The sequence below is a fragment of the Pseudaminobacter soli (ex Li et al. 2025) genome, from assembly GCF_003012705.1.
GTDB classification, from domain to species: domain Bacteria; phylum Pseudomonadota; class Alphaproteobacteria; order Rhizobiales; family Rhizobiaceae; genus Pseudaminobacter; species Pseudaminobacter soli.
In genome coordinates this window covers 100925-127655 of the sequence record NZ_PXYL01000005.1, presented here as the reverse complement: position 1 = coordinate 127655, position 26731 = coordinate 100925, and the positions used below count along the sequence as shown (strand labels likewise).

Annotated in this window: 49 protein-coding genes and 2 pseudogenes; 27 read left to right on the top strand and 24 right to left on the bottom strand. The window is 60.6% G+C overall.

Features of this window, described 5'->3' with window-relative positions:
• Position 1 precedes the first annotated feature (1 nt).
• The 21 genes from C7I85_RS12215 to C7I85_RS12120 all read right to left on the bottom strand — a co-directional run bounded on the left by C7I85_RS12215 (position 2) and on the right by C7I85_RS12120 (position 10776).
• Positions 2 to 676: a hypothetical protein gene (locus C7I85_RS12215; RefSeq protein WP_106724269.1), complete on the bottom strand. Its 675-nt coding sequence runs from the start codon at positions 674 to 676 to the stop codon at positions 2 to 4.
• On the bottom strand, positions 673 to 960 hold the full coding sequence (locus C7I85_RS12210; protein ID WP_106724268.1) for a hypothetical protein: 288 nt from the start codon (positions 958 to 960) through the stop codon (positions 673 to 675). The genes C7I85_RS12215 and C7I85_RS12210 overlap by 4 nt, the downstream gene beginning before the upstream one ends.
• Positions 961 to 2265 (bottom strand): hypothetical protein, encoded by a 1305-nt coding sequence (locus C7I85_RS31345; RefSeq protein WP_210203041.1) that lies wholly within the window; start codon positions 2263 to 2265, stop codon positions 961 to 963. It abuts the gene before it with no gap.
• Complete coding sequence (locus C7I85_RS12200) at positions 2258 to 2947, bottom strand: hypothetical protein (protein ID WP_106724267.1); 690 nt, start codon at positions 2945 to 2947, stop codon at positions 2258 to 2260. Before C7I85_RS12200 ends, C7I85_RS31345 begins: the two co-directional genes overlap by 8 nt.
• Positions 2944 to 3333, bottom strand: coding sequence for a nuclease domain-containing protein (locus C7I85_RS12195; RefSeq protein ID WP_106724266.1), 390 nt, complete (start codon positions 3331 to 3333; stop codon positions 2944 to 2946). The genes C7I85_RS12200 and C7I85_RS12195 overlap by 4 nt, the downstream gene beginning before the upstream one ends.
• Entirely contained in the window at positions 3333 to 3545 is a 213-nt protein-coding gene (locus tag C7I85_RS12190; protein WP_106724265.1) for a hypothetical protein, read from the bottom strand. The genes C7I85_RS12195 and C7I85_RS12190 overlap by 1 nt, the downstream gene beginning before the upstream one ends.
• The gene (locus C7I85_RS12185; RefSeq protein WP_106724264.1) at positions 3542 to 4204 is read right to left on the bottom strand and encodes a hypothetical protein; all 663 of its coding nucleotides are present in this window, start codon (positions 4202 to 4204) and stop codon (positions 3542 to 3544) included. Before C7I85_RS12185 ends, C7I85_RS12190 begins: the two co-directional genes overlap by 4 nt.
• On the bottom strand, positions 4201 to 5448 hold the full coding sequence (locus C7I85_RS12180; protein ID WP_106724263.1) for a hypothetical protein: 1248 nt from the start codon (positions 5446 to 5448) through the stop codon (positions 4201 to 4203). Before C7I85_RS12180 ends, C7I85_RS12185 begins: the two co-directional genes overlap by 4 nt.
• 4 nt (positions 5449 to 5452) lie before the next feature.
• Complete coding sequence (locus C7I85_RS12175) at positions 5453 to 6439, bottom strand: PD-(D/E)XK nuclease-like domain-containing protein (protein ID WP_106724262.1); 987 nt, start codon at positions 6437 to 6439, stop codon at positions 5453 to 5455.
• Entirely contained in the window at positions 6436 to 6648 is a 213-nt protein-coding gene (locus C7I85_RS12170; RefSeq protein WP_106724261.1) for a hypothetical protein, read from the bottom strand. The genes C7I85_RS12175 and C7I85_RS12170 overlap by 4 nt, the downstream gene beginning before the upstream one ends.
• Positions 6645 to 6863, bottom strand: coding sequence for a hypothetical protein (locus tag C7I85_RS12165; RefSeq protein ID WP_106724260.1), 219 nt, complete (start codon positions 6861 to 6863; stop codon positions 6645 to 6647). Before C7I85_RS12165 ends, C7I85_RS12170 begins: the two co-directional genes overlap by 4 nt.
• A complete protein-coding gene (locus C7I85_RS32015) occupies positions 6860 to 6994 on the bottom strand; it encodes a hypothetical protein (protein WP_280954357.1) in 135 nt (44 codons plus the stop codon). Before C7I85_RS32015 ends, C7I85_RS12165 begins: the two co-directional genes overlap by 4 nt.
• Before the next feature lies 1 nt (position 6995).
• Positions 6996 to 7166 (bottom strand): hypothetical protein, encoded by a 171-nt coding sequence (locus tag C7I85_RS30960; RefSeq protein WP_181257162.1) that lies wholly within the window; start codon positions 7164 to 7166, stop codon positions 6996 to 6998.
• A 1-nt stretch (position 7167) separates the two neighbouring features.
• Positions 7168 to 7350: a hypothetical protein gene (locus tag C7I85_RS12160; protein ID WP_106724259.1), complete on the bottom strand. Its 183-nt coding sequence runs from the start codon at positions 7348 to 7350 to the stop codon at positions 7168 to 7170.
• Positions 7340 to 7597, bottom strand: a complete 258-nt coding sequence (locus tag C7I85_RS12155; RefSeq protein ID WP_106724258.1) for a hypothetical protein — start codon at positions 7595 to 7597, stop codon at positions 7340 to 7342. The genes C7I85_RS12160 and C7I85_RS12155 overlap by 11 nt, the downstream gene beginning before the upstream one ends.
• Entirely contained in the window at positions 7598 to 7933 is a 336-nt protein-coding gene (locus tag C7I85_RS12150; protein ID WP_106724257.1) for a hypothetical protein, read from the bottom strand.
• Positions 7934 to 8365 carry a hypothetical protein gene (locus tag C7I85_RS12145; RefSeq protein WP_106724256.1) on the bottom strand — a complete coding sequence of 144 codons (432 nt, stop codon included), beginning with the start codon at positions 8363 to 8365 and terminating at the stop codon, positions 7934 to 7936.
• A 63-nt stretch (positions 8366 to 8428) separates the two neighbouring features.
• The gene (locus C7I85_RS12140; RefSeq protein ID WP_210203037.1) at positions 8429 to 8707 is read right to left on the bottom strand and encodes a hypothetical protein; all 279 of its coding nucleotides are present in this window, start codon (positions 8705 to 8707) and stop codon (positions 8429 to 8431) included.
• Positions 8708 to 8768: 61 nt separating this feature from the next.
• Entirely contained in the window at positions 8769 to 9161 is a 393-nt protein-coding gene (locus tag C7I85_RS12135; protein WP_146148870.1) for a hypothetical protein, read from the bottom strand.
• A gap of 738 nt (positions 9162 to 9899) precedes the next feature.
• A complete protein-coding gene (locus tag C7I85_RS32270) occupies positions 9900 to 10115 on the bottom strand; it encodes an Arc family DNA-binding protein (protein ID WP_181257161.1) in 216 nt (71 codons plus the stop codon).
• Between the two features lie 346 nt (positions 10116 to 10461).
• Entirely contained in the window at positions 10462 to 10776 is a 315-nt protein-coding gene (locus C7I85_RS12120) for a helix-turn-helix domain-containing protein (RefSeq protein ID WP_245444912.1), read from the bottom strand.
• A 79-nt stretch (positions 10777 to 10855) separates the two neighbouring features.
• Here C7I85_RS12120 and C7I85_RS12115 point away from each other — a divergent pair, with 79 nt between their 5' ends.
• The 27 genes and pseudogenes from C7I85_RS12115 to C7I85_RS12000 all read left to right on the top strand — a co-directional run bounded on the left by C7I85_RS12115 (position 10856) and on the right by C7I85_RS12000 (position 25828).
• Entirely contained in the window at positions 10856 to 11071 is a 216-nt protein-coding gene (locus C7I85_RS12115; protein ID WP_146148869.1) for a hypothetical protein, read from the top strand.
• A complete protein-coding gene (locus C7I85_RS12110; protein ID WP_106724249.1) occupies positions 11068 to 11541 on the top strand; it encodes a helix-turn-helix domain-containing protein in 474 nt (157 codons plus the stop codon). Before C7I85_RS12115 ends, C7I85_RS12110 begins: the two co-directional genes overlap by 4 nt.
• Positions 11538 to 12482 carry a hypothetical protein gene (locus C7I85_RS12105; RefSeq protein ID WP_106724248.1) on the top strand — a complete coding sequence of 315 codons (945 nt, stop codon included), beginning with the start codon at positions 11538 to 11540 and terminating at the stop codon, positions 12480 to 12482. The genes C7I85_RS12110 and C7I85_RS12105 overlap by 4 nt, the downstream gene beginning before the upstream one ends.
• Positions 12472 to 12972: a hypothetical protein gene (locus tag C7I85_RS12100; RefSeq protein ID WP_106724247.1), complete on the top strand. Its 501-nt coding sequence runs from the start codon at positions 12472 to 12474 to the stop codon at positions 12970 to 12972. Before C7I85_RS12105 ends, C7I85_RS12100 begins: the two co-directional genes overlap by 11 nt.
• Before the next feature lie 2 nt (positions 12973 to 12974).
• Positions 12975 to 13553, top strand: coding sequence for a hypothetical protein (locus tag C7I85_RS30560; RefSeq protein ID WP_146148868.1), 579 nt, complete (start codon positions 12975 to 12977; stop codon positions 13551 to 13553).
• Positions 13554 to 13850: a hypothetical protein gene (locus C7I85_RS12095; RefSeq protein WP_146148867.1), complete on the top strand. Its 297-nt coding sequence runs from the start codon at positions 13554 to 13556 to the stop codon at positions 13848 to 13850. It abuts the gene before it with no gap.
• On the top strand, positions 13847 to 13993 hold the full coding sequence (locus C7I85_RS30955; RefSeq protein WP_181257160.1) for a hypothetical protein: 147 nt from the start codon (positions 13847 to 13849) through the stop codon (positions 13991 to 13993). Before C7I85_RS12095 ends, C7I85_RS30955 begins: the two co-directional genes overlap by 4 nt.
• On the top strand, positions 13990 to 14298 hold the full coding sequence (locus C7I85_RS12090; RefSeq protein ID WP_106724245.1) for a hypothetical protein: 309 nt from the start codon (positions 13990 to 13992) through the stop codon (positions 14296 to 14298). Before C7I85_RS30955 ends, C7I85_RS12090 begins: the two co-directional genes overlap by 4 nt.
• Positions 14295 to 14552 (top strand): helix-turn-helix transcriptional regulator, encoded by a 258-nt coding sequence (locus C7I85_RS12085; protein WP_181257159.1) that lies wholly within the window; start codon positions 14295 to 14297, stop codon positions 14550 to 14552. The genes C7I85_RS12090 and C7I85_RS12085 overlap by 4 nt, the downstream gene beginning before the upstream one ends.
• Positions 14549 to 14734, top strand: coding sequence for a hypothetical protein (locus tag C7I85_RS12080; protein WP_106724243.1), 186 nt, complete (start codon positions 14549 to 14551; stop codon positions 14732 to 14734). Before C7I85_RS12085 ends, C7I85_RS12080 begins: the two co-directional genes overlap by 4 nt.
• Positions 14735 to 15287: 553 nt before the next feature.
• Positions 15288 to 15533: a hypothetical protein gene (locus C7I85_RS30555; protein ID WP_181257158.1), complete on the top strand. Its 246-nt coding sequence runs from the start codon at positions 15288 to 15290 to the stop codon at positions 15531 to 15533.
• A gap of 12 nt (positions 15534 to 15545) precedes the next feature.
• Positions 15546 to 16103 (top strand): hypothetical protein, encoded by a 558-nt coding sequence (locus C7I85_RS12065; protein WP_106724240.1) that lies wholly within the window; start codon positions 15546 to 15548, stop codon positions 16101 to 16103.
• Positions 16100 to 16321, top strand: a pseudogene (acpP, locus tag C7I85_RS31645) (acyl carrier protein); the annotation flags it as partial. The gene C7I85_RS12065 and the pseudogene acpP, both read left to right, overlap by 4 nt.
• 396 nt (positions 16322 to 16717) lie before the next feature.
• Positions 16718 to 18100: an SNF2-related protein gene (locus C7I85_RS12055; RefSeq protein ID WP_106724238.1), complete on the top strand. Its 1383-nt coding sequence runs from the start codon at positions 16718 to 16720 to the stop codon at positions 18098 to 18100.
• On the top strand, positions 18097 to 19077 hold the full coding sequence (locus tag C7I85_RS12050) for a DNA-methyltransferase (RefSeq protein WP_245444910.1): 981 nt from the start codon (positions 18097 to 18099) through the stop codon (positions 19075 to 19077). Before C7I85_RS12055 ends, C7I85_RS12050 begins: the two co-directional genes overlap by 4 nt.
• A complete protein-coding gene (locus C7I85_RS30550) occupies positions 19074 to 19667 on the top strand; it encodes a hypothetical protein (protein WP_146148865.1) in 594 nt (197 codons plus the stop codon). Before C7I85_RS12050 ends, C7I85_RS30550 begins: the two co-directional genes overlap by 4 nt.
• Positions 19668 to 19672: 5 nt before the next feature.
• Positions 19673 to 20209, top strand: a pseudogene (locus tag C7I85_RS32265) (DNA cytosine methyltransferase); the annotation flags it as partial.
• Between the two features lie 73 nt (positions 20210 to 20282).
• Positions 20283 to 20858: a hypothetical protein gene (locus tag C7I85_RS31640; protein ID WP_245444909.1), complete on the top strand. Its 576-nt coding sequence runs from the start codon at positions 20283 to 20285 to the stop codon at positions 20856 to 20858.
• 13 nt (positions 20859 to 20871) lie between these two features.
• Positions 20872 to 21060, top strand: coding sequence for a hypothetical protein (locus C7I85_RS12040; RefSeq protein WP_106724236.1), 189 nt, complete (start codon positions 20872 to 20874; stop codon positions 21058 to 21060).
• Positions 21057 to 22538: a DnaB-like helicase C-terminal domain-containing protein gene (locus C7I85_RS12035; RefSeq protein ID WP_106724235.1), complete on the top strand. Its 1482-nt coding sequence runs from the start codon at positions 21057 to 21059 to the stop codon at positions 22536 to 22538. Before C7I85_RS12040 ends, C7I85_RS12035 begins: the two co-directional genes overlap by 4 nt.
• Complete coding sequence (locus tag C7I85_RS12030) at positions 22538 to 22900, top strand: hypothetical protein (protein WP_106724234.1); 363 nt, start codon at positions 22538 to 22540, stop codon at positions 22898 to 22900. The genes C7I85_RS12035 and C7I85_RS12030 overlap by 1 nt, the downstream gene beginning before the upstream one ends.
• A 47-nt stretch (positions 22901 to 22947) precedes the next feature.
• Entirely contained in the window at positions 22948 to 23583 is a 636-nt protein-coding gene (locus C7I85_RS12025) for an NERD domain-containing protein (RefSeq protein WP_245444908.1), read from the top strand.
• Positions 23580 to 24020, top strand: coding sequence for a hypothetical protein (locus C7I85_RS12020; protein ID WP_181257156.1), 441 nt, complete (start codon positions 23580 to 23582; stop codon positions 24018 to 24020). The genes C7I85_RS12025 and C7I85_RS12020 overlap by 4 nt, the downstream gene beginning before the upstream one ends.
• Entirely contained in the window at positions 24017 to 24349 is a 333-nt protein-coding gene (locus C7I85_RS12015; RefSeq protein WP_106724231.1) for a winged helix-turn-helix domain-containing protein, read from the top strand. Before C7I85_RS12020 ends, C7I85_RS12015 begins: the two co-directional genes overlap by 4 nt.
• Complete coding sequence (locus C7I85_RS12010; protein ID WP_106724230.1) at positions 24346 to 24771, top strand: hypothetical protein; 426 nt, start codon at positions 24346 to 24348, stop codon at positions 24769 to 24771. Before C7I85_RS12015 ends, C7I85_RS12010 begins: the two co-directional genes overlap by 4 nt.
• Positions 24743 to 25384 (top strand): hypothetical protein, encoded by a 642-nt coding sequence (locus tag C7I85_RS12005; protein ID WP_146148864.1) that lies wholly within the window; start codon positions 24743 to 24745, stop codon positions 25382 to 25384. Before C7I85_RS12010 ends, C7I85_RS12005 begins: the two co-directional genes overlap by 29 nt.
• 135 nt (positions 25385 to 25519) lie before the next feature.
• Positions 25520 to 25828: a hypothetical protein gene (locus C7I85_RS12000; protein ID WP_106724228.1), complete on the top strand. Its 309-nt coding sequence runs from the start codon at positions 25520 to 25522 to the stop codon at positions 25826 to 25828.
• Between the two features lie 227 nt (positions 25829 to 26055).
• On the opposite strand, the gene C7I85_RS11995 is transcribed toward C7I85_RS12000, so the two are convergent.
• From C7I85_RS11995 to C7I85_RS11985, 3 genes are read right to left on the bottom strand one after another with little or no spacing between them, the layout of a single operon-like run.
• A complete protein-coding gene (locus C7I85_RS11995) occupies positions 26056 to 26247 on the bottom strand; it encodes a hypothetical protein (RefSeq protein ID WP_106724227.1) in 192 nt (63 codons plus the stop codon).
• Entirely contained in the window at positions 26244 to 26471 is a 228-nt protein-coding gene (locus C7I85_RS11990) for a hypothetical protein (RefSeq protein WP_106724226.1), read from the bottom strand. Before C7I85_RS11990 ends, C7I85_RS11995 begins: the two co-directional genes overlap by 4 nt.
• The gene (locus C7I85_RS11985) at positions 26468 to 26662 is read right to left on the bottom strand and encodes a hypothetical protein (protein WP_106724225.1); all 195 of its coding nucleotides are present in this window, start codon (positions 26660 to 26662) and stop codon (positions 26468 to 26470) included. Before C7I85_RS11985 ends, C7I85_RS11990 begins: the two co-directional genes overlap by 4 nt.
• Positions 26663 to 26731 lie beyond the last annotated feature (69 nt).

Genomic DNA, 26731 nt, shown 5'->3' with positions numbered 1-26731 from the left:
CTCACGCGCCTCCCTTCGGCCGGGAGGAGAGCGGAGCGGCGGGGAGAGACTGCCAAAACGATGGCAGATGATAGTTGGCCTCCCTCACCGGGTCGGTGTGATAGTCGCCATGGCTCGTCCCGGCCCACCACCAATCTCCACCAGCGTAATTCTCTGGGTCGAAATAGGCCTCTCCGATGATGTAATCGTCCATGTCCTTGGTCGGAACGGCTATGATGACGCTGGTTTTGTCCTTCGGCGCGGTCTCTATCGGCTGCCACCCAGCCTGCACCGGCATATGGAGAGAGGAAATGGCGGCGCGAAGCTTGGTGGCCTCCGTTTCGGCGCCACCTTCAAGCTGCTCCCCGTGCCATTTCGTGGCTGCTGCAAGAAGATGGCCTTGCCCGAACTCATCCGGCTTGGACTGCTGCCACTGCCATTCGATGCCGTATTCTCGCGGCTCGGTGTACCCGTCGCCGTAGCTGTATGCGCATTCGTTGTAGAGGTATTCGCCAACCTCGGCCAAGCGCATAGCTTCTTCGAGCCCATCCACCGCCTTCTCCACCCCTCCAGTGGGAACGATGGTGTAGCCGGCGGCGGCGAGGGCTTCGAGTATGGCATCCACGAGTTCGTATTCGCTCGGGAGCCCAACGCCGTCGGCAATCACGGCCCGCGCTATCGTGTCTCTGGCGCTCATTTCGGCTGCTCCTTGGAGATGAGGGCGGATGCGTGCGCTGCCTTCGAGCTTTGAATGTGCCGCAGCGCTCTGGCTTTCGACCGGCCGTCTGCGATCATCAGGCATTCGGGGGCATCCTCGAACAGCGGCCCGTCATGATCCACGGTGACGACCGATATGAAGGCAGTCGGTCGCGCATCCATGAACTCGCGCAACACTTCGGCGGTGCGGGATTTGAGAAACGGCCCCTTTCGCTGCGGGACACGGTTCGGCTCGCGGAGTTCTAGCCAGAAACGGTTGTCCATCTATTCCCCCTCCCTTTCTGCCAGCTTGTCGGACGTGCCGAGGGCGGCGAGATGCTTGATGATGATTTCTGCGCCTTCGGGCCAGTCGATCCAGATCACCACATCTCCGGAGACCGGCCAGTACGATTGATCTTGTAATTCTCCGGGGGAGCCGACCGGTATGTGTTTATCGCGAGGGCGCAAGAGTATTCCGGAGCGTCCTTGCCAAGTGATGGGTCCGACATCGACCAAGCCATGGCCCATGGAAATCTCGACTGCCTCCATTTGCACCTTGTCGGCAGGGGTGGCTGTGGACGCGCCGGATAGGGCGGCGCGGGCTGCGTCGTAGCGCGGTATCTGGCCATGGCGCGGGTGTGCGCCTACGTCATCGGCAACCCACGTCCGGTAGCTGTCCAGTATTTGTTCGCAGGCTCCAGTCAGTGCCTCCACCAGCCGCGCCTTGTCGGCGGCAAGGGCGTTGCGCTCGGCTTCGGCTTTCTCAGCGCGTTCCGTTATGGATTGCAGACGCTCACTTGCGCCCGTGGCGTCGCCGCCAAGAGCGACACGAGCCCTGTCCCACAAATCCTGCGCGCCGGTAACGAAGGCGTGATAGGCTTCGCTCGGCTGACCAGCATAGGCGCAATAATTGCCGTGCCTACCAACAAGTTCAGAGAGTGCGCGCCGGACGCGGTATTCTTCCGCCCGCGCCTCGTCTAGCTCGCGCTCCAGACGCGCAAAGTCGGCTTCCGCGCTTGCAATCCAGCGCGCCTTTTCGGCTTCATAGCTTGCAATCCAAGCCCGCGCCTCGTCTAGCTCGCGCTCCAGATCGGAGGGGGCGGATACCAGAGCAGAGCGAATGCGGGCTTCATAATCGGCTTGGGCAGCGGCCTTGGCGGCGTCAAGGCTTGGCCAGTCTTGGCCGATACATCTCCACTGACCTTCATAGCGGGATGCGACGTAGTTTTCGCCAAAACCATTAGGCGCCAGCCAGGAGTTTTCGCGTATGGGGCTTGCGTGCCACTCCAGCGGCTTCACTGCCACTGGCTCGGACGGGGCGGGGTGGGCGCAGAGGGGGCGGGCCTCAAGGTCTTCCCAATAATACGGCCACGTCCAGTTGCTCGGGTCCGATTCCGAGACCATCCAATCAGACCATCCGCCTCTGGTGCCTTTCCAGCGATACTGCCAAGCCACCGGCTCGCCACCGGCGCGGAGGGCGGCTACATCGGCGCGGAGATATTCGGTGCCCATGCCATTGATGGAGAACCAGCGCTTTTCGCCTGTTTCGGGATCGCTCTCGGCCCAAATCCGTTCTGGTGCGTCAGACATTGCCAGCCTCCTTAGCTACGGAGCGGGCGGCGCGGAGATGGCCGTATCTCAACCCGACACGGTCAAAGCCCCAAACGGCGTGGTCATCCGGCTTTCCGGCGTTCATCTCGCGACCATCTTCATCGACGCGGAAAACGGCGCCTGCAATCACTGCAAACGGCTCCAGCGCCGCCTCAAGCTCCCTCACGCGGGCTTCTGATGCTTCGGCGCGGGCGCGCCATGCTGTCCCCTTACGGAGGATTTCCACTCGTTCGTCGGCCCATGCGTCCCGGCCCTCCCTCAGCCTCTCATTATCGGCAGAGAGGGCGCTGATAAGCGCGGCGGCTTCGCGGAGCAGAGGTATGCCGCTTAAGCTCTCGCGATCGCCCTCGCAGTGGGCCTGTATCCGAGCCACCACTCCAGCCACATCGGCAGGCAGGGAGGCGGAGAGGTAGGCGGTGCAGCGCTTGGCGCAGTCGGCAACCGCCGCAGCCTTGGCCGCATCGAGACTGTCCAGCGCCTTGGCAACATCGGCATAGTCATACTCGACCGAATAGCCGTCATGCAGGAGCGCGATGCCGTAGTAGGTGTTGAACGTCGTCTCGGCATCCCAGCGTTCAGGATTGCCCTGCTCGTCGTGGTATTCGTTCCATTCCAGCGCGGTGATGACGCGCCCTTCCTTGTTCAGCACAGGGGTGGTCATGGCTTCCTCGCAAACGTGTTGGCGCTCCGCAGCGGGCGCGATGGAATCTTGGATTTCTTCTTCGGCCGGCGCTTGGCCGTTGCCGGATCGATGGGAAGGATGATCAGCCCGGACTTGATCCAGTGCGCCCAGGTGCGCTGCATCGCGCGCAGGCTGTAGAAGAGCTCGTCCAGTTTCGAGAGCCGATGCTGGTCGATAGCCTCATGGCAGGAGAAGCAGGCGAAGCCGGCCGAATAATCCGCGGCCTTGTTCCCCATGCCCTTGGACTCATCACCGATATGGGCAAGGACGGTCGTTTCCGGGTCGTAGCAGCAGATGCCGGGGATCTGGAACGTGCACGGTTGCCCCTTGGCGCTGTTGCGCAGCTTGGCGGAGATCATGGCCATCAGTGCCTCCCCGCCTTGAGCGCCTGCCATTCCGGATCAGCCTTGACGGCCCGCTCACATTCGTCAGCAAGCGCAAACATGCAGGCGTCGATCCTGCCGTCATCGGTCGAGAGGAAAGCAGACAGAGCCGCATGGTTGGCTGCCATTGCTTTGGCGGCTGGGTTTACCGGAGCGCGGCGGGTGTGAGAGGTGATGTGCAGGAGCTTGGTCATGCTGCCACCTCAAGCGCATCGATGTTCCGGTGCTCGACCGTGAAGGAGACGGCGACAACCCAAGGATTGGCGTACCAGCCGAAGCCGCGAGGGGCGTTAAGTTTGTTCCAAAGAAGGCAGAAGCTCGCCCGGCCGTATCCCTGCCAGCTATCAACCTCAGGGTGCGGCGGGTCATATGGCTTCCCATCCCAACTTACGGGGCAGCCTTCTGCCCTCGCATCCGCCTCGCTGATCTCCTGCAACCGCTGCACGCGAACGTCGGTGACGGTCAGCGTGAGGCGGGATGCCCAGCGCGGCATATGGATGGAAGGCTTCGGCTTGGTGAAGTCGCCAGATGATGGATTGCCATCGGCCCAATACCAAGGCGGCATGAAGCCATTGCGGTCGACGTCTAGGCTCTCATAGGAGAATACTTCGCGCACCCAGAGGCGGTCGCCGACAGCGAAGCGAACGCTTGGCTCCTCATACTTTCGGCATTCTTCTGCCGGAGGGCCGTCGTTGTTGCCGATGAACTTGTCGTTGGCGTCAAAGAACCGAATAAGATCCTGGAGCGGATCGAAATCGTGAAACGTTCCAATGACGCGCCGCGTCTGGGTCTTGCGGCCGTCGAGGAGTGCGCGGACCATTGGCGAGGAAAAGAGGATAGGGCGATCCGTCACAGCAAGCCCTCCAGATACTTCCGCGCGTCATCGGCACCGAGTTCGCCCTTGGCGACCTTGTCGCAGTTCGACAGGCAGGCGCGCACGAACTCGAGATCATTCGGAAGCGCTTCCTTCCACCAGCCTTTCGACTGCTCGAGGAGATCACGGCGTTCGGTGACGGTCAGGTCCTTGTCGGTCGCTGTTGTCATGAAGGCCTTGAGGCAGTCGGCGCGAGAATAGGTGGAGGCCGACGCTGCGGACTGCCCATCAGCCGCTTCCGCGCCGGCCTCCTCATCGCCCGTCTGGGCGGATAGATCGGCAGCGGCTCCATCTGGGGACGGGATAGAGTCGCTGCCTACGTCGGTGGAGGGGGCCGACGATTCCTTGTGTTCGATTGTGGGCTCGCTGGCGGATGCTGCAGGCTCGTCAACGATTGGCGCGCTAACGGGCTCATCGGCCAGCGGGTCGGCAATCTTCTGGTGATCCGAAACAGGCTTGACGGTGCCGACGAACATTTCCTCGACCGTAGCTTCGCCATTCTTCAGCGCGGAATACATGCCGCGCAGGGTGGCGATATGATCGACGCTGATATCCTCGACGCCTTCGATGCCGAGCGACTGGTAGACCTGTTCCGGCTTCACTCCGAAGGCGGCAAGCGCCTTGAATGCCTTCTCTCGGTTTTCTGACAGGGTTGTCACGTCGCCGGTGATCGTCGCCTGGATAGTCTCATATGCCTTACGCCAGAGCGGCTTAGGAATTCCGTCGAGGATTGCATTACGCTTGGCGATGGCACACGCGGCGTTGCCGGTCACAATGATCATGTCATCATTGAAGACCTTGCCGCGGCGGTCGCTAATCCGGCGGCGAACGCGTGTGGTCGTTGCCGAGTTGGTTTCGAGGTCGTGGAATACGCCCTCTGCCTCGACGAACATCTCAATGCGGTCTACGTGAACGACGCGTGCTGCTGCGCGGCAGTTGCCATAGGCTTGTTTCAGGATTTCGGCAAAGCGGACAGATGGTCCCTTAATAGGCTTGCCGCCACGCGGAAGTGCATACATGCACTCCTCGGCACTTTCCTCATCCAGTGTCGCCATCGACATGATTGCTGACTGGACGCGTTTCAGCGACCGCGGGAAGGCGTGCGCCGTGGTGATCTGCTGGTCGATCTCGGCCTTCTGAAGCTGGACCGCCATGCTGGACGATGGGGCCTGCACCTGCATGCCCTCGATGACTTCGCCGTCTTGGGTGATGATCTCGTTCATGGCTTCAGCCCTTCAATTGCTTCTGCTGCCACCAGATGGGCAGTTCGGTTTCATCGAGTTCTTCAAGGGGAGTGGATGGCACCCAAGCGATTTTGGTGCCGAATTTCTCCATGAACTGGCGGTAGTTCCAGACGGCCTTGGCGATGCTCTGCTTGGCGCTGTCGAGGATCGGGTTACCGGGAGAAATCTGAAAGCCGTGGGAGATTGGCGCACCTTCGGCCTGCCAGAAGACGAACACGAAGGCGAATTCGCGTTGACCAGCCACCTGGATCAGCCACGACCGGAAATTCTCGCTGTCGGGCGCACCGTACACCTGACCGGCCTTGACGAACGCGCCCATGCGCTGGCGCCCGTCCATGTAGTGGGCGGCAGAGATTACGTAGTCGAGCCCGGCGATCCGGTCCCGGCAGGCTTGTACGAACGACTTATTCAGCGGGTTGCGGATCGACTTGAGGTCCGCGACGGCTCGCATCTTGAGGTAGTCGAATCTGGCCTTGAACCTGATGCCATCGGCGGTCCAGAAAACCGATACTTCTGGTTGGCCACCTGTGAAGGCATCGCGCAATGTCGCATTGGCTCGGATGAACGCAGAGGCGGCAACGATCCGATTGTACTCGTCACGCTTGAGCGGCAGTTTGCCTGCAGCCTCAACTGCCTCGCGCTCCTCCTTCCCGGCCTTGATGTTGCCGGGGTGCTCGCAGGGGGAATAGAGCGCATCGAAAGCGGCGCGGCCTTCCAGTACGCATTTATGGACAGCGCGGCCGAATATCTTGGCTGGCGTTTCCTTGTCAGGCTCGCGGGCCGGGTTCATCCAGCTCGACCACCAGAAGTCAGGCGCATTGTCGATCAGGTCTTTGAGACCCGTCGAGCCAAGCGCCGGATCGCCGTGATAGGCATCCTCGGACAGTCCGAAATGAATGCCATCGGGAATGAGTTCGGCGGTGGCGGAAACGATAGAGTGCGCCTCGACGCCAATGGGCTGCATGTTCATGCCGCGCTCCTCTGGGTTCTGGTTGCTTCGTCGTTGATGATTTCGGCCATGCGCTGCCGGGCACCTTCAAATCCGTGGACGCGACACAGATCACGGAAGTAAAGGCGAGCCTGGTATTCGATGCGAGCGATGGGGTCGGAGCCGACCGGCGTTTCAAGCGCGGCAACGGCGTTCGCGATGTAGGATTGCTCGGGGCAGTGCGAGGTCACGACGCACCTCCATCGCGCTCGACTTGGCGAGCCGCTTTGTTGAGGTCGTCAGCGAGCTCGCGCGCCTCTTCCGGCGAGAGCGAAGCCCATGCGTCAGTCGAGAGCGAACCGAAGTTGCGCATCACGCCAAGCTCGAGCGTGACTTCACCTCTGTGGGTGCCGACCTCGATTGCGCTGCCCTTGTCCTCTGGGCGCGGATGGTTGCGGTAGCTCATGCGAAAACCCCAATCCAAATGCCGGCGCCGATCAGAAAGACCGTGATCGACAGGCCAGCGAGAACGTCTTGAACCGTGCCGGCAATCGTCGCCGGCTCGTCAGGTGATGGAGTGCGGAGGAGGGCTCGCATGTCAGGCGGCCTCCTCGTCGCCGTAGCTGTCGATCAGATCGCGGACAGCTTCGTCCTCGGTCGCGCCGTAGCCATATTCCCCGCGCTCCTCTTCGCCATCGAAGTGGGCGCTCCAGTCCATCGAGCGGGCGGGGATTGGCGGGCAAACGTGAGTGGTGATGATCTTGCGCATGTCAGGCGGTCTCCGCGAGAATGGACTTGGCCTTTTCCAGTCGTTCGACTTGACCCTTGCCGAGCCCTGCCGTGTAACGAACGGCCTCACAAATGCGGATGACGTCTCCGAGACGGGCGCGAAGCAGCGCCTTGTCGCCGGCCAACTTCTCGATGCGCTCGTTGGCGTACTGGTCAGAAGTCATCGTAATCGTCTCCGTGGTCGTGGTTCTCCGCGATGTACGCAGACCACTTCTCGGCTTCGTCGTCGGTACACACGACGGGACCGGCATCGTTAAAAACCTTGATGATCTCGACCTCGCCGCCTTCTGGTGGATAGCAACTCTCGGCCGGGCCATAGGTGTTGCCGGGGTCGTAGGCGCTGATCGTGTATTCGACCGAAACTTCGGTCTCATCGGCGCGCTCAAAGTCCATGAAGTAGGTGCGGGCCATCTAAAGCTTCTCCTGATCCAGGTAATGGCTGTAGCCGTCGGGGCTGTGCTGCTGGTCCGGTGCCGTGTCTCGACGGGCCACGCCGACCATCTCGAATTCGTCGCTCAGGAAGTCGGTGAAGTCTTTCCAGATGCGGAAGTCGGTTTCGGTGATGGAAGCGACGTAGAAGGTCCCGCCGCTGACTGCGATCTGAACCGCACTGGCGACACGGCCGAGTGCATCCCGCCGTTCGGCATCGATCTCGGCATAGGCATCCATGGCCTGAGAGACGCTGACGCGCTTGACTGGCGTCAGGGCGCGGGCCAGATCGGTGAAGGTGACGGAGAGCGCTGACATCTAGCGGGCCTCGGCTTTGGCGATGGCGGCGCGAATGGTACGCCACACCTCCAGCGTGTCGTCAGTTAGCGCAACCAAGCCGCCGAGAGTGGCAGGGTCGCCGTCAGGGCCTTCAGGGTGATGTTCGGTCCAGAAGGCGTCCATTGCCTTCAGCGCCGCCAGTAAGTGGCTGTGTGCATTCCAACGATGCACAAGTTGCGCTGCGATGGCCTCCGTCTGCGCTGGATAATTGAACACGCGCACATGCTGGCCGCGAATGGTGACCGGATCGGCGTCGGCCACACTTCCAAAAGTCGGGATGCCGTGGGATGCATCGGCTAGGTAGAAGCCGTCATAGTTGACGCCCTTCCCGTAGACGATATCGCCAGAACAGATGTTGTGCGGCCACGGCCCCGCCGTATGCCTGCTCTTCTCTTCGCTAAGGTTCTGCATCAAATCCTCCATGGGAGTGAGAGCCTCGGGAAACGGCCAGCTAGTGGCCGAAACCGGAAGTGCTCACAGGACGGCGTTGATCGCGTTGTTGATGTCGCGGAAGATGTCCTTGGCGCTGCGAACCGCCCATGTCCCGGCTTGCGGGTGGTAAACATTGAAGTGGGCAGCCTCGCCGAACGACTTAGACACACAGTCGCAACGGCTCTGGACGGACTTCAGCGTCTGCTCCAGCAACTCAATCCGTCGCTGCGCCGCTTCCATCGCGGTCTTGGCGCCGATCATGCGGGCGACGGCTTCCTTGTCCTTGGCGATCTGCTCTTCGGATTTCTCGATTGGCGTCACGGTCATTCCTCCATTGGTCAAGCATTCAGGAAACCCGCCCGGAGGCGGGAAACCGGAAGGCTCAGGCGGCGACCTTCGCGCGGGCCCCAGCCTCGACGAGAGGCCCGTGCAGCCAGTCGAAAATGCGGAGCAAGGATCGGCCGAAGTAGGTGCAGGCGTTGAACCCGTCTTCGCCCTTGACGCAGACCTTCGCACAGGCACCGATGCTCAGAAGCTCATCGCGATCTGACTTGGAGATCACATCACCGTCCCAGAGCGGGCCGCGCGAATGAAGCTGATAGAGTTGTTCGTGCAGTCGCCGGTTTTGCTTGGCGAAGTCGAGCATGTGGATCAGCTCGACAAGCTCATCCTTGTCGTCCAAATCCGGCCGCTCATTGAGCGGGATGCTTGTCTGCCTGTCTTTCGCGAATTCCATCTGGTCACTCCATCGTGGTTGTTCGACGGCGCTGCTCACTCGGCCCGGTTCGCCGCCGGTTGTTCCGGGCGGTGGTTCACATGGCTCCCCTCCGTGCCCGCTTGGACTGCAATGGGGTGAAGAATATCCGCTAAAGAGGATATGTCAAGCCAGTGTCCGCTAAAGAGGATATAAAATTTGACAGGTGTGGGAATCGCGGCGTATGTGTATGGCCGTCGCAGCCATGCTGGCAGTCACGCTCACCAGGTGAGGGATGCGATGCGCGGGGGTCGAAAGTCCTACGGCGCGCCTGGAAACTGAGGACGGATTAGCCGAGAGGCGTCCTGCGAAAGCGATAGCGACCGATCGATGGTTGAAGCAGCTCGAGCACAAGCAGACTCCTCCCATCCTCCCGTTCTTCTGAATGGGGGGTTGGGGGGTCTTTGCTTCGCTCCGCTTCCCTCTCTCAGGTTGAAACGGGAAAGAGCTAAATTCTGAGAATACGGGAGATCAGAAAAGATAGTTCTGAAACGATGAAAGGAAGAAGATCTACGAGGCTTAGATCTTCAGCTTCTTTCCCTTCCAAGTTTTCGGCGGCGGCGCAGCTTCATGGCATTGCGCCAGCGTTTCGAGCCAGGCGGCAAGACTAGCCGGTATAGGTTCGGTGCCATCGGCCCATGCCTCGACCAGAAGCAGGTCACATTCGAGCGTCGCGGCTAAGCCGACATCGGTCCAGTGCAAAGCCGAAAGACATTCATTGAACGTTCCGGCGTCATCCAAAACCCTTCTGTGGGTTTGTTATTCCTTATTGCCCCTGTCTAGCAACGAGAGAGCTTCGGCGAGCAGTCTTACTGCCCTCTCGCGGTCTTGGTCTTCGGCGACGAAAGACCGTTCCAGCCGCGCCAGAATTTCAACAGTCATGCTGCGCCCGTTCTCTACGGATGCAAGCTTTATCCGCTTCAATAGATCCGGCGGAACTCTGACGTGAAAGCTGGGGTGGTCTGACTTCGACATGCCGAACTTATGGCCGAAACCACCACAACCTGAAATGGTCCCACTAGTGGGGTAAATGTCCCACGCATGTCCCATATTCGATGTTATCCACAGCGAAACCGTGGATTTTGGGCGCAGTTGTTAATGCTTCATTAAGAATCGAACGCGCCACCATGGTTGACATGGCGTTTCGGACGATGTTCCTTTTATGTTCTAGTTTTTAAGCGTGGGCCTGGGAGGTGGACTTTGGCGGAAGTGAATACCGAAGACCCGGATGCTGTAGCTGGCAACTCGGTTGTAAAAGAGCTTCGCGTTGCAGAATTTCTTAAAATAATGGGGCAGCTAACCCGCGAGGAAAAGGTCCGCCTTATTCAGCGGTTTCGGGAGTGTCTGTCGCGCGAAGAAGCTGCAGCAAGCTGTCCCGCTTCTTCTTCGAGCTTTCGAGTAAGCGAATAATCTCCTCGGTCTCCGGCGACATCTCAACGCCGTAGAGCACATAGTAAAGACTGATCCCGGCTGCGTCGCACACCTTTATCAAGTTGTCGATCGTCGGGTCTTTCCCCCCTTTAATGAGGGAATTCACATAGCCAGGTGCCATGCCGGCGGCGAGCGATACCGCTCGCTGAGTCTTGTCTTTGGCTTTGATGCCTTCTTCGAGGCGCTTCTTCCAGTCGTCGGACATGACCGGAATATCCGCTATTTCGGACGTTTTCGCACGTCCTTCATAGAGGACGCTTGACGTATCCGCTATAGAGGATATAGTGGGCGACATGGCAAACGATCTCCTCACCGAAATTCGAGCCTTCCTCAACCGCTCCGGAATGGGGCGGTCCTATTTTGGCAAGGCGTCATGTGGAAACTCTGAACTCGTCGACCGCCTCGAATCTGGCGGAACCGTGACGCTCGTCACGGCAGAAAAGATCCGGGCGTTCATCGCTGAAAGGACAGCGGCGCAAACCTCCGGAGCGGCGGCATGACCGGGTTCATCTACGCCATAGAGTGCGCGAGCCGTATCAAGATCGGCTTTTCCAAGAGCCCTCTTAGACGGTTTACGAAGATCGTTTCGGATGCGCCACTTCATTGCGACTTCCTCGGCTGTTGGCCGGGTTCCGTGTCGGATGAGATGGAAATCCACGCCATGTTCAGCGACATCCGCGAACATGGAGAATGGTTCCTGGCCACCGACGAAGTTCGGTCGTTCATCGTTGATCGCGCCATCCAAATCGACATTGGCAAGCGCAAGAAGGACGGGGGCCAGCTCGCCGAACACCTCAGCGCCACTGGAACAACCGATGCGGCCCTAGCTGCGAAGGTCGGTTGCGACAGGTCGATGATCACCAAGATCAGAGCCGGGAAGGCCACTCCATCCCTGCCGCTCGCTCTTGCCATTACGCGGGAGACTGGCGTTCCGGTTGAGGCGCTTCTGCCTGCAGGAGCTGCAGCATGATCGAGTTCGAGCCAGACGCAGCGCCGGTCGCCAAAGTCAATTCCAAGTCGGAGAAGCCCGTGAACGTCACCACCATGACGGCAGACATCACCGATGTTGCCACCGTCGAGCAGCAGATAGAGCAGCACGCGCAAACCGTAGAACGCATCCAGCGTGAAGCGATTTACGAAATTGGTCGTGAGTTCTCTGCCATCCAAGACCTGCATCGCTATCGGCGAGGCGGGGAGGGGTTTCAGGAGTTCGTCGGGCGCCGGTTCCCCACCATGCCCATTCGCAGCATCTATCAGGCCGTTGAAGTCTTTAAGGGGCTCGACCCGGAATTGTGTGCAAATTTCGCACACATTTCTATCAGCGCACAGACCGAAATAGCCAAAGCTGAGCCCGATATTCAGGCCATCATCGCGGAACGCGTCGAGGCTGGCGAAGTTTTCACCGCCGCTCAGGTCAAGGAGATCAAGGCAAAGGCAGCGCAGGAGGCTATCACCCAGATCAACGCGGACGCAGAGCAGGCGCGCGGCGAACTGGCAGCGCTGAAAAAGCAGGTCGACGACAAGGACATCAAGTCCGCCGCCGAGGTTCGTGACCTCCAGCAGAACATCGCCGATCTGTCCGCCAAGCTCAAAGGCTACGAGGAACAGGTCGAGAAGTTCCAAAGGTCCTTGCCCAAGCCCGCCAAAGCGAAAGAGCAGGCAGCCGAAACCGGCGCTGTAGTGCTCGGCAGTGACGGCAAGTTCCATTCTGGCTCGTCTGCCGAACAGAAGCGGATGCACGACGCGTTCATGTTCGCCTTCGACAAGGCTCTGGACCTCACCGAAAACCCGCCGTCCCCAGATCGTGTCATTGCCGGTTGCCCAGATGGCGATCGCGCCCGTCTGGCCGAACTGTGCGTTGGCGCTGCCGACTACTTCATCAAGATAAGGGCCGCACTCCATGGCAAGTGAACTCGCTGACAAGAAGGTTGCAGAACTCATCTCGGAGTTCATCTCTGCGGAACTCAAAGCGCATGGCGAAACCAAGCCAGGCGCAATCGGCCCACTCATCAGAGCGAAGTATCCGGAAGCCGCCGCAACGTACGCTGCGGAATTGTTCGACGGAACCGTGTCGCGCAAGGCCGCAGCCCAACTCAAGAGCTGGTTCACCGTGAGCTTGGCAGGCGAGACGCAACTTTTCCTGCCAGGCATTCCGGTTGATGTGCTGGCGGAAATCCCGCCGACTATCACCGTGCCTGACGGCAAAAACGAGCCGCGCCACGTCCTCCTGAGCCGCGTAACGGTTGGGGAGTTCCGCGCCTGGGAACAGATGCTTTTCAAGCAGATCGAAGACGACAAGCGCAAGCACAAGGCTGCCCGGTACATCGTTGCCAAGATCAGCGGCCTTCCGGACGATGCATATTTGCGCGAAGCCTTCGGCGTTCTGGAGGCGGCTGAATAGTCATGTCCTCCGCTCGCGCCTCCGACATGCTCATTGCGATCTGGTCGTTCTGCGAACCGGAAGACCGTGAGGCTTTCGTGTCGTACTTGGTCACGACGGGCGTTGCGATCGCCGCATTTAATTCGCCGGAAACGGCAACGAAATCGGAGGGTGTTGAAGAAGGATGCGCTTCGTCTTCTCCGTGTCCAGATAGCGCTGAACACTTCAACACCGTGGCAAGCGCGCCCGCCGAGAGCGCGTCCGATGAAATCTCGGCAATCATTTCCCCTGACCCGCATCTTCCGTTGGGCGCGACGGCCGTCCAAGAACACCAAGTCCCGAAGCTTTCCGGCGCAAAAAGCGATGTTCCCCACGTCGTTGGTCAGGGCTGCGCCACGCAGGTACGACATTTCGGACATTCGGGACATGAGGATGCCAGCGCAGCGCAGGCCGGCAATGAGGCCGGAAGCGCAAGCGAGGCTACCGTCACCAATTCCAAGATCAATCCTCATTGCCAGCGTCCTGCTTCCTGCAGTTTGGCGCATTCCTTGGCGTCCTGCTCGAGCTGCGCGAACGCGGCGATGAAAAAGAGGATAGCGTAGATGAACACGCGCGAAGGGTGGTGGTTCCGGGCGAGCCACGAGCAACGGATGGCCCAGCTCGATGCCGCTATCAGTCTTGATATGACGGCACGCCAGCTTGCCTGGAACTGCGGCGGTACGGTTGGCTCTGTCGCTGAATTTGCCGCCCGCAATGGTCGCCGCTTCAACGGATATTCGGTGACGCAAATTGAAGCGCGCGCCACCGGCACAGCATCGATCACTCGACGCCGCACTGTCGCAAAGCTCAAGGCCGCATACATGGCCGGCGAACCAGTCGAAATGTGGGGTGCCCAATGATCCCGGCGTTTGCACTGGCCTCACTTGCCGCCGCCGTGAATTTCGAGGTCTGGCACCTCACGGGCAGCATCTTTCCCAAGTTCGTCTTCGGCGCCTGCACGGTCATGGCAATTCTCACTCTCATCAATGGGGTGACGGTATGAGCTGGGATTTTCACGTTGGGCAGAGGGTCGTTTGCGTCATTGGCGGAGGTCATGGCTACCATCCGGACGTAAAGTGCCTGACAGAGGGGCGCGTCTACACGATCAGGGCCATCAGGCTTAACCCAGAGACGGGAATTCTGAATGTGCACCTTGAGGAGATCGTCAACAGCGCACGCGACTGTCTCGAGGAGTATGGGGAGCCGTACTATAGCGCCTCACGCTTCCGCCCTGTCGTCCAGCGCGAGACCGACATCGAAGTTTTCCTCCGCATGCTCAATCCTTCCAAGCAGAGGGTGGACGCGTGATGTTCTTCGACCATTCCAATTCTCACGCATCGGTATGGGCCGCGATCGATCGCATCGCGTCAGACTATGACCTCACCGCCTCTGGCCTCGCCATTGAGCTCGGGATGCACCCTACCGCCTTCAATAAGTCGAAGCGGACGGGTCCTGGCGGGCGACTTCGCTGGCCTTCTTCCGAGACAATCGCGCGCATCCTGGCGCGGGTAGGGATGACGTTCTCCGAATTCGGTGCGCTGGTCGACGAGGTGGCAGCATGACCATGCTCTGGCTTCTCTCACTGATCGTAGCATTCGGAGCCGGCTGGGCCGGATCGCGCTATCGCGTCCGCAAGGCTCAGGCTCCCGGTGCTGTATCGCGAGACATGTCGGCGCCGTGGATGCCGTTTGCCGGCATCATTGACGCCGAGGTTATCGACGCGGCCGTGCGAGGTGACCTGTGATGCGAATGGGTCATTCGAGTTCGCCGGCCGCGCCTTCCAAAACGGAAGTTCAAGCTGCCCTGAAACACTCACTTCCCGGTGCAGTTTCAGGCGCATCTTTTACCTCCTTCATCCCTGCTTTCGATTTCCAGATGCCTGGCATGGTCTCTGGGTTTGCTGCCGGATCGACCGGCACAACCGCCGTGTTCGACCGTCACGAACCTAGCGCGGAGGCACTTCCCGATGACGGAAAAACAGAGGCGCGTCAGAGAAATCTCACGGCGCGAAGCGGAAATGTATCGAGTTGAAGCGATCCAAGCAGAGATGGCCTCAGCTATCCGCCTCCTTGGTGGTGACGGATCAGCCAAGGACCAAAACAGGAAGGCGGCCACAGCCACCGGCCTGTCGATAACCACCGTGGAGCGGCTGCGGTGGAAGAAGATCAAGCGACCATTCACGGACATCTCAGACGCGGTTCGCGAGGCCGTGAAGCGTCACAACGAGGGGAGCCTGAAACGTGCAGCGCACGAAGTATTCATCGCCCAACAGCAAGCAGCCGTCCTCCGGGCTCGGCTTGAAGAACTCGATCCGGCTTTCGCTGGGTCGTACCCTGGTCTTGACCGGCGGACAAATGCAGATGTGGGGGGCTGACCTCATCTCCAGAGCAAAGACAAACGACCCGCTGAAACTGCATTGGCGGGTCGGCTTCTACGGAATGATCGGGGCCGCCGCGGCCATCCTCATCGCGGTCTGCGCCTACGACGCCAGCGGAACAGCAATCAATGATCGACCGAAAATCCAGCGCGCCAAGGCGTGGTGAACAGGAGACGAGATGACAGCGACTGCAGGACATAACAGCAATGAACTGACGGAGAACGAGCGCAAGGCTCTGTTCTTCCATCACCTCCGCAAGCGCATGGAGCACAACGCCAACCTAGCGGAAATCAATGCCGAGAAGAAAGCCGACGCCAAGATCGCGCAGGCTGACGGGCAGGTAATCGGCGATATCGACTATGCCATCAAGGCTTTGAACGCCGACGACAAGGCCACGGTGACCGATCGCTTCATCGCGGCCGGTGAAATCCTTAGCTGGCTCGGCCTGACGCCCGGCTTCCAGTCCGACATGTTCCGCGACCGCGCGCCGGCCGTCGACCGGATCGAGAAGGACGGCGAACTAGCCGGCCTCGCGGGCAGGGACCCGAAATCCCCTTACGACACCGGCAGCAACGAAGACTTGGCTTGGATGCGCGGCTGGGACAACGGCCAGCAGATCATGCGCGACAACCTCGAAGCCGCGATGACGAAGCGCAACGCCGCCAAGTCCGGCGACGAATTGATCCAGGGCGGCGCAGACGACGGCGACCCGTTCGAAATGGAGGATGCCGCATGATGTCCACCTACGACCGCGTCAAGAAAATCATCGTCGAACACATCGGCGCCGATCCCGACAAGATCACGGAGGAAGCCAGCTTCGAGGACGATCTTGAAATGGACAGCCTCGACCGCGTCGAACTGGTGCAGGCTGCCGAGGCAGCATTCGGCGTCGAGATCGAAGATGACGAAGCCGAGGCCTTCCAGAAGGTCAGCGACGCCATCAAGTGCATCGATGGCAAGCAGACCGTGACTGCACGTCCCGCCACTGACAAGCTGGCAGATGCCGTGAGAGCTGCCAATGAACGCCTTGCTGCGCTTTCACCGGAAGAACAGAAGGCACATTGGCAGGCGCAGCGCGAAAGCTTCGTGCGCGGCCAAATTGACATGGGAAATGACAAGCAAGAGGCGGAGGCGCGCGCCGCCTATCGTAGCGGTGGTTGAGCGCGCCAAGCTTCCAGCACGTCTGTCTGACCACCTGTGAGTGGCCCGCCCGGAGCCTAATCCGGGCATCTCCCCCAATAAGGAGCGCTTCATGCCTCGCAGAAACTCATCCGAGTTGAGCAGTCGTTTTGCCAGTGCAGGCCTCTTGTCAGCCGCTGTTGTGTTCGTGCTGTTCATGACGGTGGTGAGATGAGCGGCTACGCCGAGTTCCTCTCCCGCAAGCGCATCATTGACCCGGCGACTGGTATTGCGCAGCGCGTCGAGCTCCCCGAGTTCCTGTTTCCGCATCAGCGCGACATTACGCAGTGGGCGCTGCGCCGCGGTCGTGCCGCAATCTTCGCCGGCACAGGCCTGGGCAAGACGCTGATGGAACTGGTCTGGGCTAACGAGGTCTCACGCCACACCCATAAGCCTGTCCTGCTTCTGGCGCCGCTCGCCGTTTCCCACCAGCATCAGCGCGAGGCATCGCAGTTCGGTATCGCGGCTCAGGTGGTGACGACGCGATCCGAAGGCGCGATCGACGTCACCAACTATCAGAAGCTCGACCGGTTCAATATCGATGAGTTCGGCGGTGTGGCGCTGGACGAAAGCTCCATCCTCAAGAGCACCGACGGCAAATACCGGAACAAGCTGATCGAGGATTGCGCCCAGGTGCCGTTTCGTCTGGCGGCCACCGCGACGCCGGCGCCGAACGACTTCATGGAATTGGGCAATCATGCCGAGTTCCTCGGCATCATGTCATATACGGACATGCTGGCGACGTTCTTCACCCACGACGGTGGAGATACGCAGAAGTGGCGGCTCAAGGGCCACGCCGAGGCCGAGTTCTGGAAGTGGACGGCTTCATGGGCGGTCATGCTCCGCAAACCGTCCGACCTCGGATATTCGGATGCCGGGTATGATCTGCCGCCGCTCAAGCGGCATCAGCATGTTGTCTCGGTCGACTATGCGCCAAGCATGGATACCGGGCTCTTGTTCCCGATCGAGGCGCGCACCCTGCAAGAGCGCATCGCGGCCCGGCGCGATACCGTCGAGGAACGGGTATCGATCGCATCCCAGAACACGCCTGCCGACCGCCCGTTCGTGTGGTGGTGCAACCTCAATTCCGAGAGCGAGGCGCTCGCCAAAGCCATTCCCGGTGCCGTCGAGGTTCGTGGCTCGGACGACGACGCGGCCAAGGAACGGAAACTGGAAGCGTTCACGGCAGGAGAAATCCGCGTCCTGATCACGAAACCATCGATAGCCGGCTTTGGGATGAACTGGCAGCACTGTGCCGATACCGGGTTCGTCGGGCTCAACGACAGCTTCGAGCAGATTTACCAGGCAGAACGCCGGTTCTGGCGTTTCGGCCAGAAGAAGCCCGTCAACGTCCATTTCATCGCGGCGGAGACAGAGGGCGCCGTCGTCGCCAACCTCAAGCGCAAGGAAGCCGACGCCGAGCGCATGGCCGCGGCAATGGTCATGCACATGGCTGACCTTTCGAGCGCGACAGTGCGCGGCATGGTCCGCGACCGGCCCGATTATGCCCCCACCAAACCCGTCATCCTTCCTGATTTTCTGAGGGCAGCATGAAACAGCACGAAAGCATCATGGCCGTCGATCAGGTGATTACACCTGACTATGCGATTTACCAGGGCGACGCCTGCGAACTGATCCGCGCCATTCCGGCCGGCAGCATCCATTTCGGCATCCACTCGCCGCCGTTCGAGGGGCTCTACCGGTTCAGCAACTTCGACCGGGATATCTCCAACAACGACGGCGATGGCTTCTGGCAGCACTATGCCTTCCTGATCCAGGAATTGCTGCGCGTCACCATGCCGGGCCGCATCCATGCCGTTCATTGCATGCAGCTTCCCACATCGAAGATCAGGCACGGCCATATCGGCATGCGTGATTTCCGCGGCGAGGTTGTCCGCGCCTACGAGGATGCGGGTTGGATCTTCCATTCCGAGGTCTGCATCTGGAAAGACCCCGTCGTCGCCCAGCAGCGCACCAAGTCAATCCGCCTCCTTCACAAGCAGATCGAGAAGGACAGCACGATCAGCGGGCAGGGGCTTGCAGACTACATGCTCATGTTCCGCAAGCCGGGCGACAACCCTGAGCCGGTCGCCGGCCGGTTCGATCGGTATGTCGGGTTCGGCAATGCGCCGGTGCCGGCCGAACTGCGCACCGACAAGGATATCGAGGCCGCCAAGCGCTGGTACTCGATCGAGGTCTGGCAACGCTACGCCTCGCCGGTCTGGATGGATATCAATCAGACCCGCACCCTGCAGTATCGCGGCGGGCGGGATGAGAAGGACGAACAGCACATTTCGCCGCTGCAACTCGACGTGATCGAGCGCTGCATCGAGCTTTGGAGCAACCCCAGCGACGTGGTGCTGACGCCGTTCCTCGGCATCGGCAGCGAGGTTTATGGCGCCGTAGCAGCCGGCCGCAAGGGCATCGGGTTCGAGCTCAAGCCGTCATACTTTCGGCAGGCCGTTCGCAACCTGGCCGAACTGTCAGAGGCCAAGACCGACAACCTCTTTCAGATCGAGGCCGCCGAATGAGCATCATCCTCGGTCTCGACATTGCCACCACCACCGGCTTTGCCTGGTATGAGCCCGGCCAGTCGCTGTCATCGATCAAGACCGGCCTTATCAAGGCAGAAGGCGACAGCCCGGAAGAAAAGGCAGCTTCGCTCGCCGATCAGCTACGCGTGATGCTCAAGGATGATCGCCCCGGCTTCGTGGCCATCGAGGAGCCGCTACGCAACATCAAGGCCTATAAGAAGACGATCCAGACGCTTTACGGCCCGAAGGTCGTTCACACTGTCAACCCAAACCAGATGCTTCTGCCGGGGCTCATCGGCGCCGCTGTTGGTATCACCAGCGCGTATCGCCTGCCGTGGCAGACAATCCCCTCGGCTACTTGGCGGAAGTTCTTCTTCGGCACCGGCTTCAAGCCTCCGATCAAGATAGTTGAGAAAGAGGGCGAAGACCCAACCGAGGAAAAGCAATGGAAGAAGGCCGCCGTTGATCGCTGCCGAATGCTGCGGATCATGGTGAGAAACGCGGATGCTGCCGAAGCAGTCGGGATCGCGATGGCTGGAGAGGCTTGCCAGCGGTTCAAGTCATTGCAGGCGAGGAGGGCGGCTTGAACCATGTGGCTCTATGTCCCGAACACCTCAACATCCTCTCCATCTGCACCGGCGGCGGAGGACTTGATCTCGGCGTCGAGTTGGCAATTCCATGCGCTCGAACGGTCTGCATGGTCGAGAGGGAAGCCTACGCAGTCGCGCAACTGGTTTCAGCGATGGAAGAGGGGCTTATGGCTCCAGCGCCTATTTGGAGCGATGCCACATCCTTCGATGGCCGACGCTGGCGTGGATGCGTGGACGGCCTCATTGGCGGCATCCCGTGCCAGCCTCATAGCCTCGCCGGCAAACGTGAAGGCTCCGACGACGAGCGCGACCTCTGGTCAACAGCCCGTCGCATCATCGTCCAGTCCGGCGCATGGTTCGTCCTCATCGAAAACGTCACAGGTATGCTCTCGGCGAAGCCCGGCCTCGATCCGGGCGCGCTACGGGTCTGGCGTGACCTACAGAGATTGGGTTTCGACGTTGAGGGAGGATTGTTCACGGCGGCAGAGGTCGGCGCGAGCCACGAAAGAGAACGCGTCTTCATCCTCGCTGTGGCCGACGGCAACCACCAGCAATGGCGGAGACAACACCAATTCATTGGCGGTGAAGGAGCGCGGGCACGGAAACAATCTGGTGGGGATTGCATCGGCATTTCAGGCGTCGGCCTGGCCGACGCCTACTGCGAACGACTGGAAGGGCAGCGGCCCGACGCTGGAGCGTGCGGACGGCAAGATGCGGGGCGACCGGCTGGACTATGCGACGGAACAGCTTTGGTCGACGCCGCGAGCGTCGGACGGCGAGAAGGGCGGGCCGAACCAAGCCTTCGGCGCGGGGGGCATACCTCTGCCTGCCCAGACGGCGCAATGGGCAACGCCATCGGTCGCGGACACAACGGGCGGGCGAATGACCAGATCGGGGGATCGCGCAGACGATCCCCTGCTCAAGGGGCAGTCCGCAGCCCTCTCTTCCCGCCTCCACCCGATGCTCTATCCAGTTGGGCAGGTGTCCTCGCATCCGCGCCGGAGCTTGAACCCGCTGTTCGTCGAGTGGCTGATGGGCTGGCCTCCCGGCTGGACATTGCTCGCGTGGACCGACTTCGCCTGCTCGGCAACGGCGTTGTTCCACTGGAAGCAGCGTATGCGGTTCGCACTCTCGCAACTCGCCTCGCCGCAAGCGGCTCCGCCGGCGCAACTCGCCTTGTTCGGATGATGGAGATTGCCGGGTGAAACACGTCAGAGAGTTGACCGACCAAGACCTGCGGGTCGCCCTCGAACGGAATGCGACGAAAATCGCTGAGGTGACGATGGCGTTGCTCGAACTGCGAGAGCATGTCGAGACTGCGCCAGTCCTCCTTGAGAGCGCAATCATCCAGCGGATAGACGCCATCTTGCTCGGAGGCGCACAATCATGAACGTGCCCTACAGCTCCCAAGATTTCCGCCCCGCGCTTCCCGATGCCATTGAGGCCGAGCAGGCGTTGCTTGGCGCCATCCTCATCAGCGCCGATGCCTATTGGCGTGTGGCCGGGTTCCTGAAGCCGCAACACTTCCATGAGCAACTGCACGGCCAGCTATACGAAACCATCGGAACGCTCATAGCCGAGGGCAGGGCGGCAACACCAATCACGGTGAAGCCCTATCTGCCGGCCGATCGCATGGTCGGCGAAATGACCCTGTTCGAATACATCGTCCGTCTTACCTCCGAGGCTGTCACTGTTTCCGGCGCCTATGACTTTGCCCGCGCCATCATCGAAATGTGGGCCAGGCATCAACTTATCGGCGTCGCTCAGGATCTCGACACTCTGGCGCGCAACATGCCGATCGACATGACGCCGGAGAAGATCATCGCATCGTCAGCCGACCAGCTGACCCGGATTGCGCAGGAAGGCAACGAGCGCGCCGGTGCCACGAAATACGGTGTGCTGCTGCCCAATGCCGTCAGCAAGGCAGCCCAGGCCAGCACCGACACCGCAGCGCGCATTCCGTGGTTCCTTCCCGAGATCACCGAGGCGCTGGGAGACATCCGCCGCGGCAACCTGATAGGCCTGATGTCGGATTCGGGCGGCGGCAAAACCTCGTTTTCGCTCCAGCAGTGCCGGCACGCCGCGTCCAAGGGGTTCCGCAGCGCGTTCTTCTCGATCGAGATCACCGAGGAGGAATCCGCGCTGCAAGCCGCGGCACAGCAAAGCCAAATCAGCCTCGGCCGGATCGACGCCTACACCCTCAATTCCAAGGAGGCGGCCGATCTGGAGACCGAGATGTCGAAGGCGGTCGACCTGCCGTTCTACATCGTCGGGTTCGGCGAGTGCTCCCTGTCCGACATTCGCATCAAGGCCGAGGCGATGGTGAAGAGCCAGGGGCTCGATCTGATCGTCATCGACCATGCCAAGATGATCACCCTGCCCAATCCCAAGGACATGTTCGCCGAGCGTATCAACGCGCTCTATCGCGGGCTCAAGGCGCTGGCCAAGTCGCTGAACATCGGGATCGTTATCCTCATCCAGCGCAATGACGACTGGAAGCAGCGGTGGCGGGCTGGTTCTGAACTCCGCCCAGTCATGGGCGACGCCTACGGCGGCGGCTCGATCAAGCAGAGCCTCGACGTCTGGTTCTCGCTCTATCGACCGGAGCCGCTTTATCGCGAGCTCATCCCCACCATGCCGCCCGAGTACCTGAGCAAAGCGCAGAAAGAAGAGGGCAAAAAGACCCGCAAGGAAGAGATGATCCAAAAGCTCGAGCAGTGCAGGGGCCGCGCCTGGGTCATCAATCATAAGCGCCGGCGCGGCGAGCCCGGTCGGTCACCAGAAATCGCGTTCGACGGGGAATACACGATGTTCAAGTCGGCTGGCGCTGAGTTGCCGCCGGCATTCGAAGGCTTCGAGGGGTTCTGATGGCCGACTTCCTCCCAGAATATCGCTACCTGCCATGGAAGGGCGGCTATCGGCCCATGTTTCGGCTGTTCACGTCAGACCGGTGGAAGCTGGTGCGCAAGGACGGCGAGCCCGTCAGTTGCAACACCGCCAGCCAGGCGCTTGCCGAAGCCAAGGAATGCGTGCGGCGCATCCTCAATCCCGAGATCAGGGCGGAGACGGCCGACACCGATCCCGCAATCCCCGACTTCCTCGACAGCGATGAATGGCGCCGTGAGCGAGCCGCACGGACGGCCGAGGAGCAGCAGGAGGCATTCGGCACGATCTTCGTCAGAAGCAAGCCGGTGACGATCGAGTACGTGAAGAGGAGGGCAAGAGTCTGATGCCAGCTTATCGAAGCTCAGCAGAGGCAGAAGTCCGAGATGCCGTCGTGGCCCGCATCCGCGAGCGGCGGCCCAATGCTCGCATCATCCATGAGATCAATGTCAGCACCTACGGGCCGAACCGGATCGACGTGCTGGCAGTGGACCGGGCAGAAATCATCTCGGTTGAGATCAAGTCGGCCAAGGACAAGCTGGACCGGCTGCCGGCGCAAATCGAATCCATGAACCGTGTCGCGCATCACGTCGTCGCGGCGCTGCACGAAAAGTTCCTTGTCGAGCAGGAAACCAATCAATGGGCGGCTCACTATGAGCGAGACGGCAAATTCTATCTTCGGCGCGTCCCAGACGGGATAAAAGACGCTGAGGTGTGGGTATATCCCGAGATACGTCGGGCTATGCCGATCGCCGAACACGATGGCTTGGCGCGCTGGCGTTTCCCCGACCAGAGGGTTGAGACCTCCTTGCCATCGGCGGCGCTCGATATGTTGTGGCGCGATGAACTCTATGAGCTTTGCGGGATGTTCCGCATCTCGGCAACCCGCCGCTCGAATATGTCGGAAATGATGGCGGCGCTTCGCTGGAACTGTACCGGCAAGGATCTCACGCGCGGCGTCTGCTGGATGTTGCGGGCGCGACGATGTGTGGAGGCCGACCCCGAGATTGTCGAGAGGATCGCTGCATGACCCTCGCCGTCTCCTCCAAGCACACCATGGCCGGAGCCCAGCGCGTCGTTGTCGATGACGGGTTCCGGTTGAAGCGTCTGTATCGCAGGCAAAGGGTTACTCTCTTGTCTCTCCGCTGGCTGGCGGCACAGGAAGCTCTAGGCAGGACAGCCGCCGCCGTCGAGGCGATTGAACAGCCAGACGAGCCAGAGGACAACGGGCCGAATCCTGAAGAGATCATTGCTGCCGTCGCCGCAGAGCATGGCGTCGAAGTGCGCGGTATCCTGTCCACTTCACTCCGGAGCGATATCGTTGCCGCGAGAGGTGATGCCGTTGCTGCCGTCTACCTCAACTGCCAGATCGACGGCCGGCGCTACACCCTGACTGAGTTGGGGCGCGTATTCGGCTTTGATCGCACCGCAGTGCGCCGCATGCTCCAGAAGAGGGGGCTCAAATGAATAGGCCACACTTGCATTGCCCAACCTGCGGCCAACCAACCCGGCATGATGACTTAGAAGGTGTCATCATCGACCGCGGCCTGACGAGGTCGCAGGCAGAAATCCTGCGCGCTATCGTCGGCGCCAAAGGGCGAACCGTGACGCACGACCATATCCTCGACGCGCTTTACCGGGACGATCCCGACGGCGGCCCGGAGTATGCTCGGACCATCGTCACAGTCTTCATCAGCCAGTTGCGGAAAAAGCTGGCCGGCACCGGCATCGATATCATGACGGTGTGGGGCGTTGGCTATCGGCTGGACGCGGCAAAGGCAAGGCTACCACGATGAGCCGACCTAAGGGCCAACTCGACGCATTGCTCGACGGGCTGGGCATCCGACTGGTGCCGATCTACCGCCGGCGTGAGGCTGCGCAGAGCCATGCCCGCGGTACGATGCATGAGATCCGGAATGAATACGGCGACGGTCATCTGATCTTCGTGCTCCGCTGCATCAAGCAGACCAAGAACAACCGGGATGAGCTCTGGTCGGAGACGATCGGCGCCATATCCGACATTCTGATCCAGCGGCCGGATTGGGCACTGGAGCGCGCCGGGGACGTGCTGGAAGCCTTCGACCAGATACCCCTTGGCGTGTTGCGCGGGGAAGCCGTAGCCCGTCGTCCCTGGCCGGTGCGCGCCTCCCTGCGAATGCTTATCTACAAGAGCCTTGAATCCATCCTCGATGAACCGGAGCAACGCCTTGCAGTATGATTATACCGAAGCCGCGGCGCTCGCCGATCTGATCACCATCGTGAAGGCTCGCTTCATCGAGGCGGCTGACACCATCGCGCATATGGACGTGAGGCAGTTGAGGCCGGCAAAGGTCCGATCTCTGTGGCCAGCGCTGCAGGTCGAGACCGTCGGCGTCGGCGGCCATCATCCCGGCTATGGCATCAACGGCAACCATGTCCCGTATCGCCCATCCAGCAAGGCCATATCGCGCGCCGAGGAAGTCATGTACGGTTGGCTGATCGACTATGCCGGCGACGATGAAAGCCGCATCCTGCTCGGCAACTGGTCGATGTGCATGGCGGCACCACGTCTGGCCGGTTCATTCCGCCAGTTCTGCAAGAAAACGGGCCGTTCGCGTAGTACGGCAGATCGCCGCCTAGACGATGCATTCGAACGCGTTGCGCGTCAAATCCTTAAAAATGCTCAATCGTTACAAGGCCCTAGCTGGTCGAGGGTGGTGCCAATGATGCCAAATCAGCGTATAGATTTGGATAACCTGGCCACAGTCACACACTGGATGGCCGACGACGCCAAGCCGACCCATCGAGCGGACCTGCTAGAGCCGATGTTGGGGCAGCGCAAGGCAGCATAACCCAGAGAGTTTTGCAGGGCAGGGGAAATGGTGGCCGTAATTCCATCCACTCCCAACGGCTGGGTAGCCTCCCTCCCTGCAACCAGTTCCCGGCCGTGCGGGTAATCGCGGCAAATCCAACCGAAAGGAACCCTGATGGTTCGAACCTTCCGAAGTCTCTTCTTCGGCGGCCTCGCCATGCTTGCGGCTGCCATCATCTTCAGCATGCCGGCATCTGCCGTCAGTCGCGACACCGGCATCTATAACCTGACCTATGAGCCGCCGGGCTATATCGTGCCGGACCTCATGAAGGTCGCCGCGATCAATCCCGAGCGCGAGGCCGTGCCCAAGCCCGGAGATGCTCCATTTGATCTCGTTTACACTCGTTCGAACCAGTCGCTGACCGCCTGGCGCATCGCCGTCGATGCTTACTCGCACATCGATCCGCACATTGCGCAGGCATAAGTCTTAAAAGGCCGTCGTCCTACAGCGGGCGGCGGCCACCGGCCCAAGCATGTCCATTTCTGCTCCCTCAACCGAGGGCGAAGATATGCACATCGAATTGCCCGCCAGCGCTTCCTCACCCTATGAGCCAGATGGTCAGCGGTTAGCCAGTGCGGGCAAGCCTATAGGCGACGGGCGCTGCGGCCCGTCCTGATCCCTACATCAGCAAAGAGCGGAGAGCGCGCGGGCTAGGAGTACGGCTCAAGCCGATGGAGAAGGGCGCGGCAGGCAAGGGCGGTTCTAACGTCAGCCCCGCGCTTCTTCATATCAACGACCGAGTTTGCGGATATGCCAAGAAGGCGCGCGCACTCGGCATCGGAGCGGCCAAGGCCCGCCGACTTCATGTCAGCGAGCCAGCGGGTGAAGGCGTCAGGGGTCATTTCAAATACTCCTGAATGCGCTTTGCTTCAGAGTCGAACTGAGCCGCGCTGTTGCGATACTCTTGGTATCTGTCGAGCGCGTGGAGCGCATCTAGGAACCGACGCTTCTTCTTCAGCCCGATGTAGTCTTTGCGCTTTTGGCTTGCCCATTCGCGGAAGCGGTCGCGCTCAGCGCGGACCCTTGCGAGGTCCGCCTTATATTGAGCTTTGACTTCGGGGCTCATGCGGCCTCCAGCTCTTCGCAGAAGGCCACAAACTGATCTTCTGGCATCTTGGCCATCAGCGCATCGAGAGTGGCAGAGAGAACGATATCTGCCTCGGCGCGGGTGTCCACGATCAACTTCGTAGCCATGTCCTTGAGCATCGCGACGTTGAGTTTGCTGACCTTGGCGTTGAGTTTCTGCTGAGCGGTCATGTCGATCTCCCTTGTTGTTGAGATCAATCTATCCAAGTAACTTGTATGTGTCAACATCAAAATACAAGA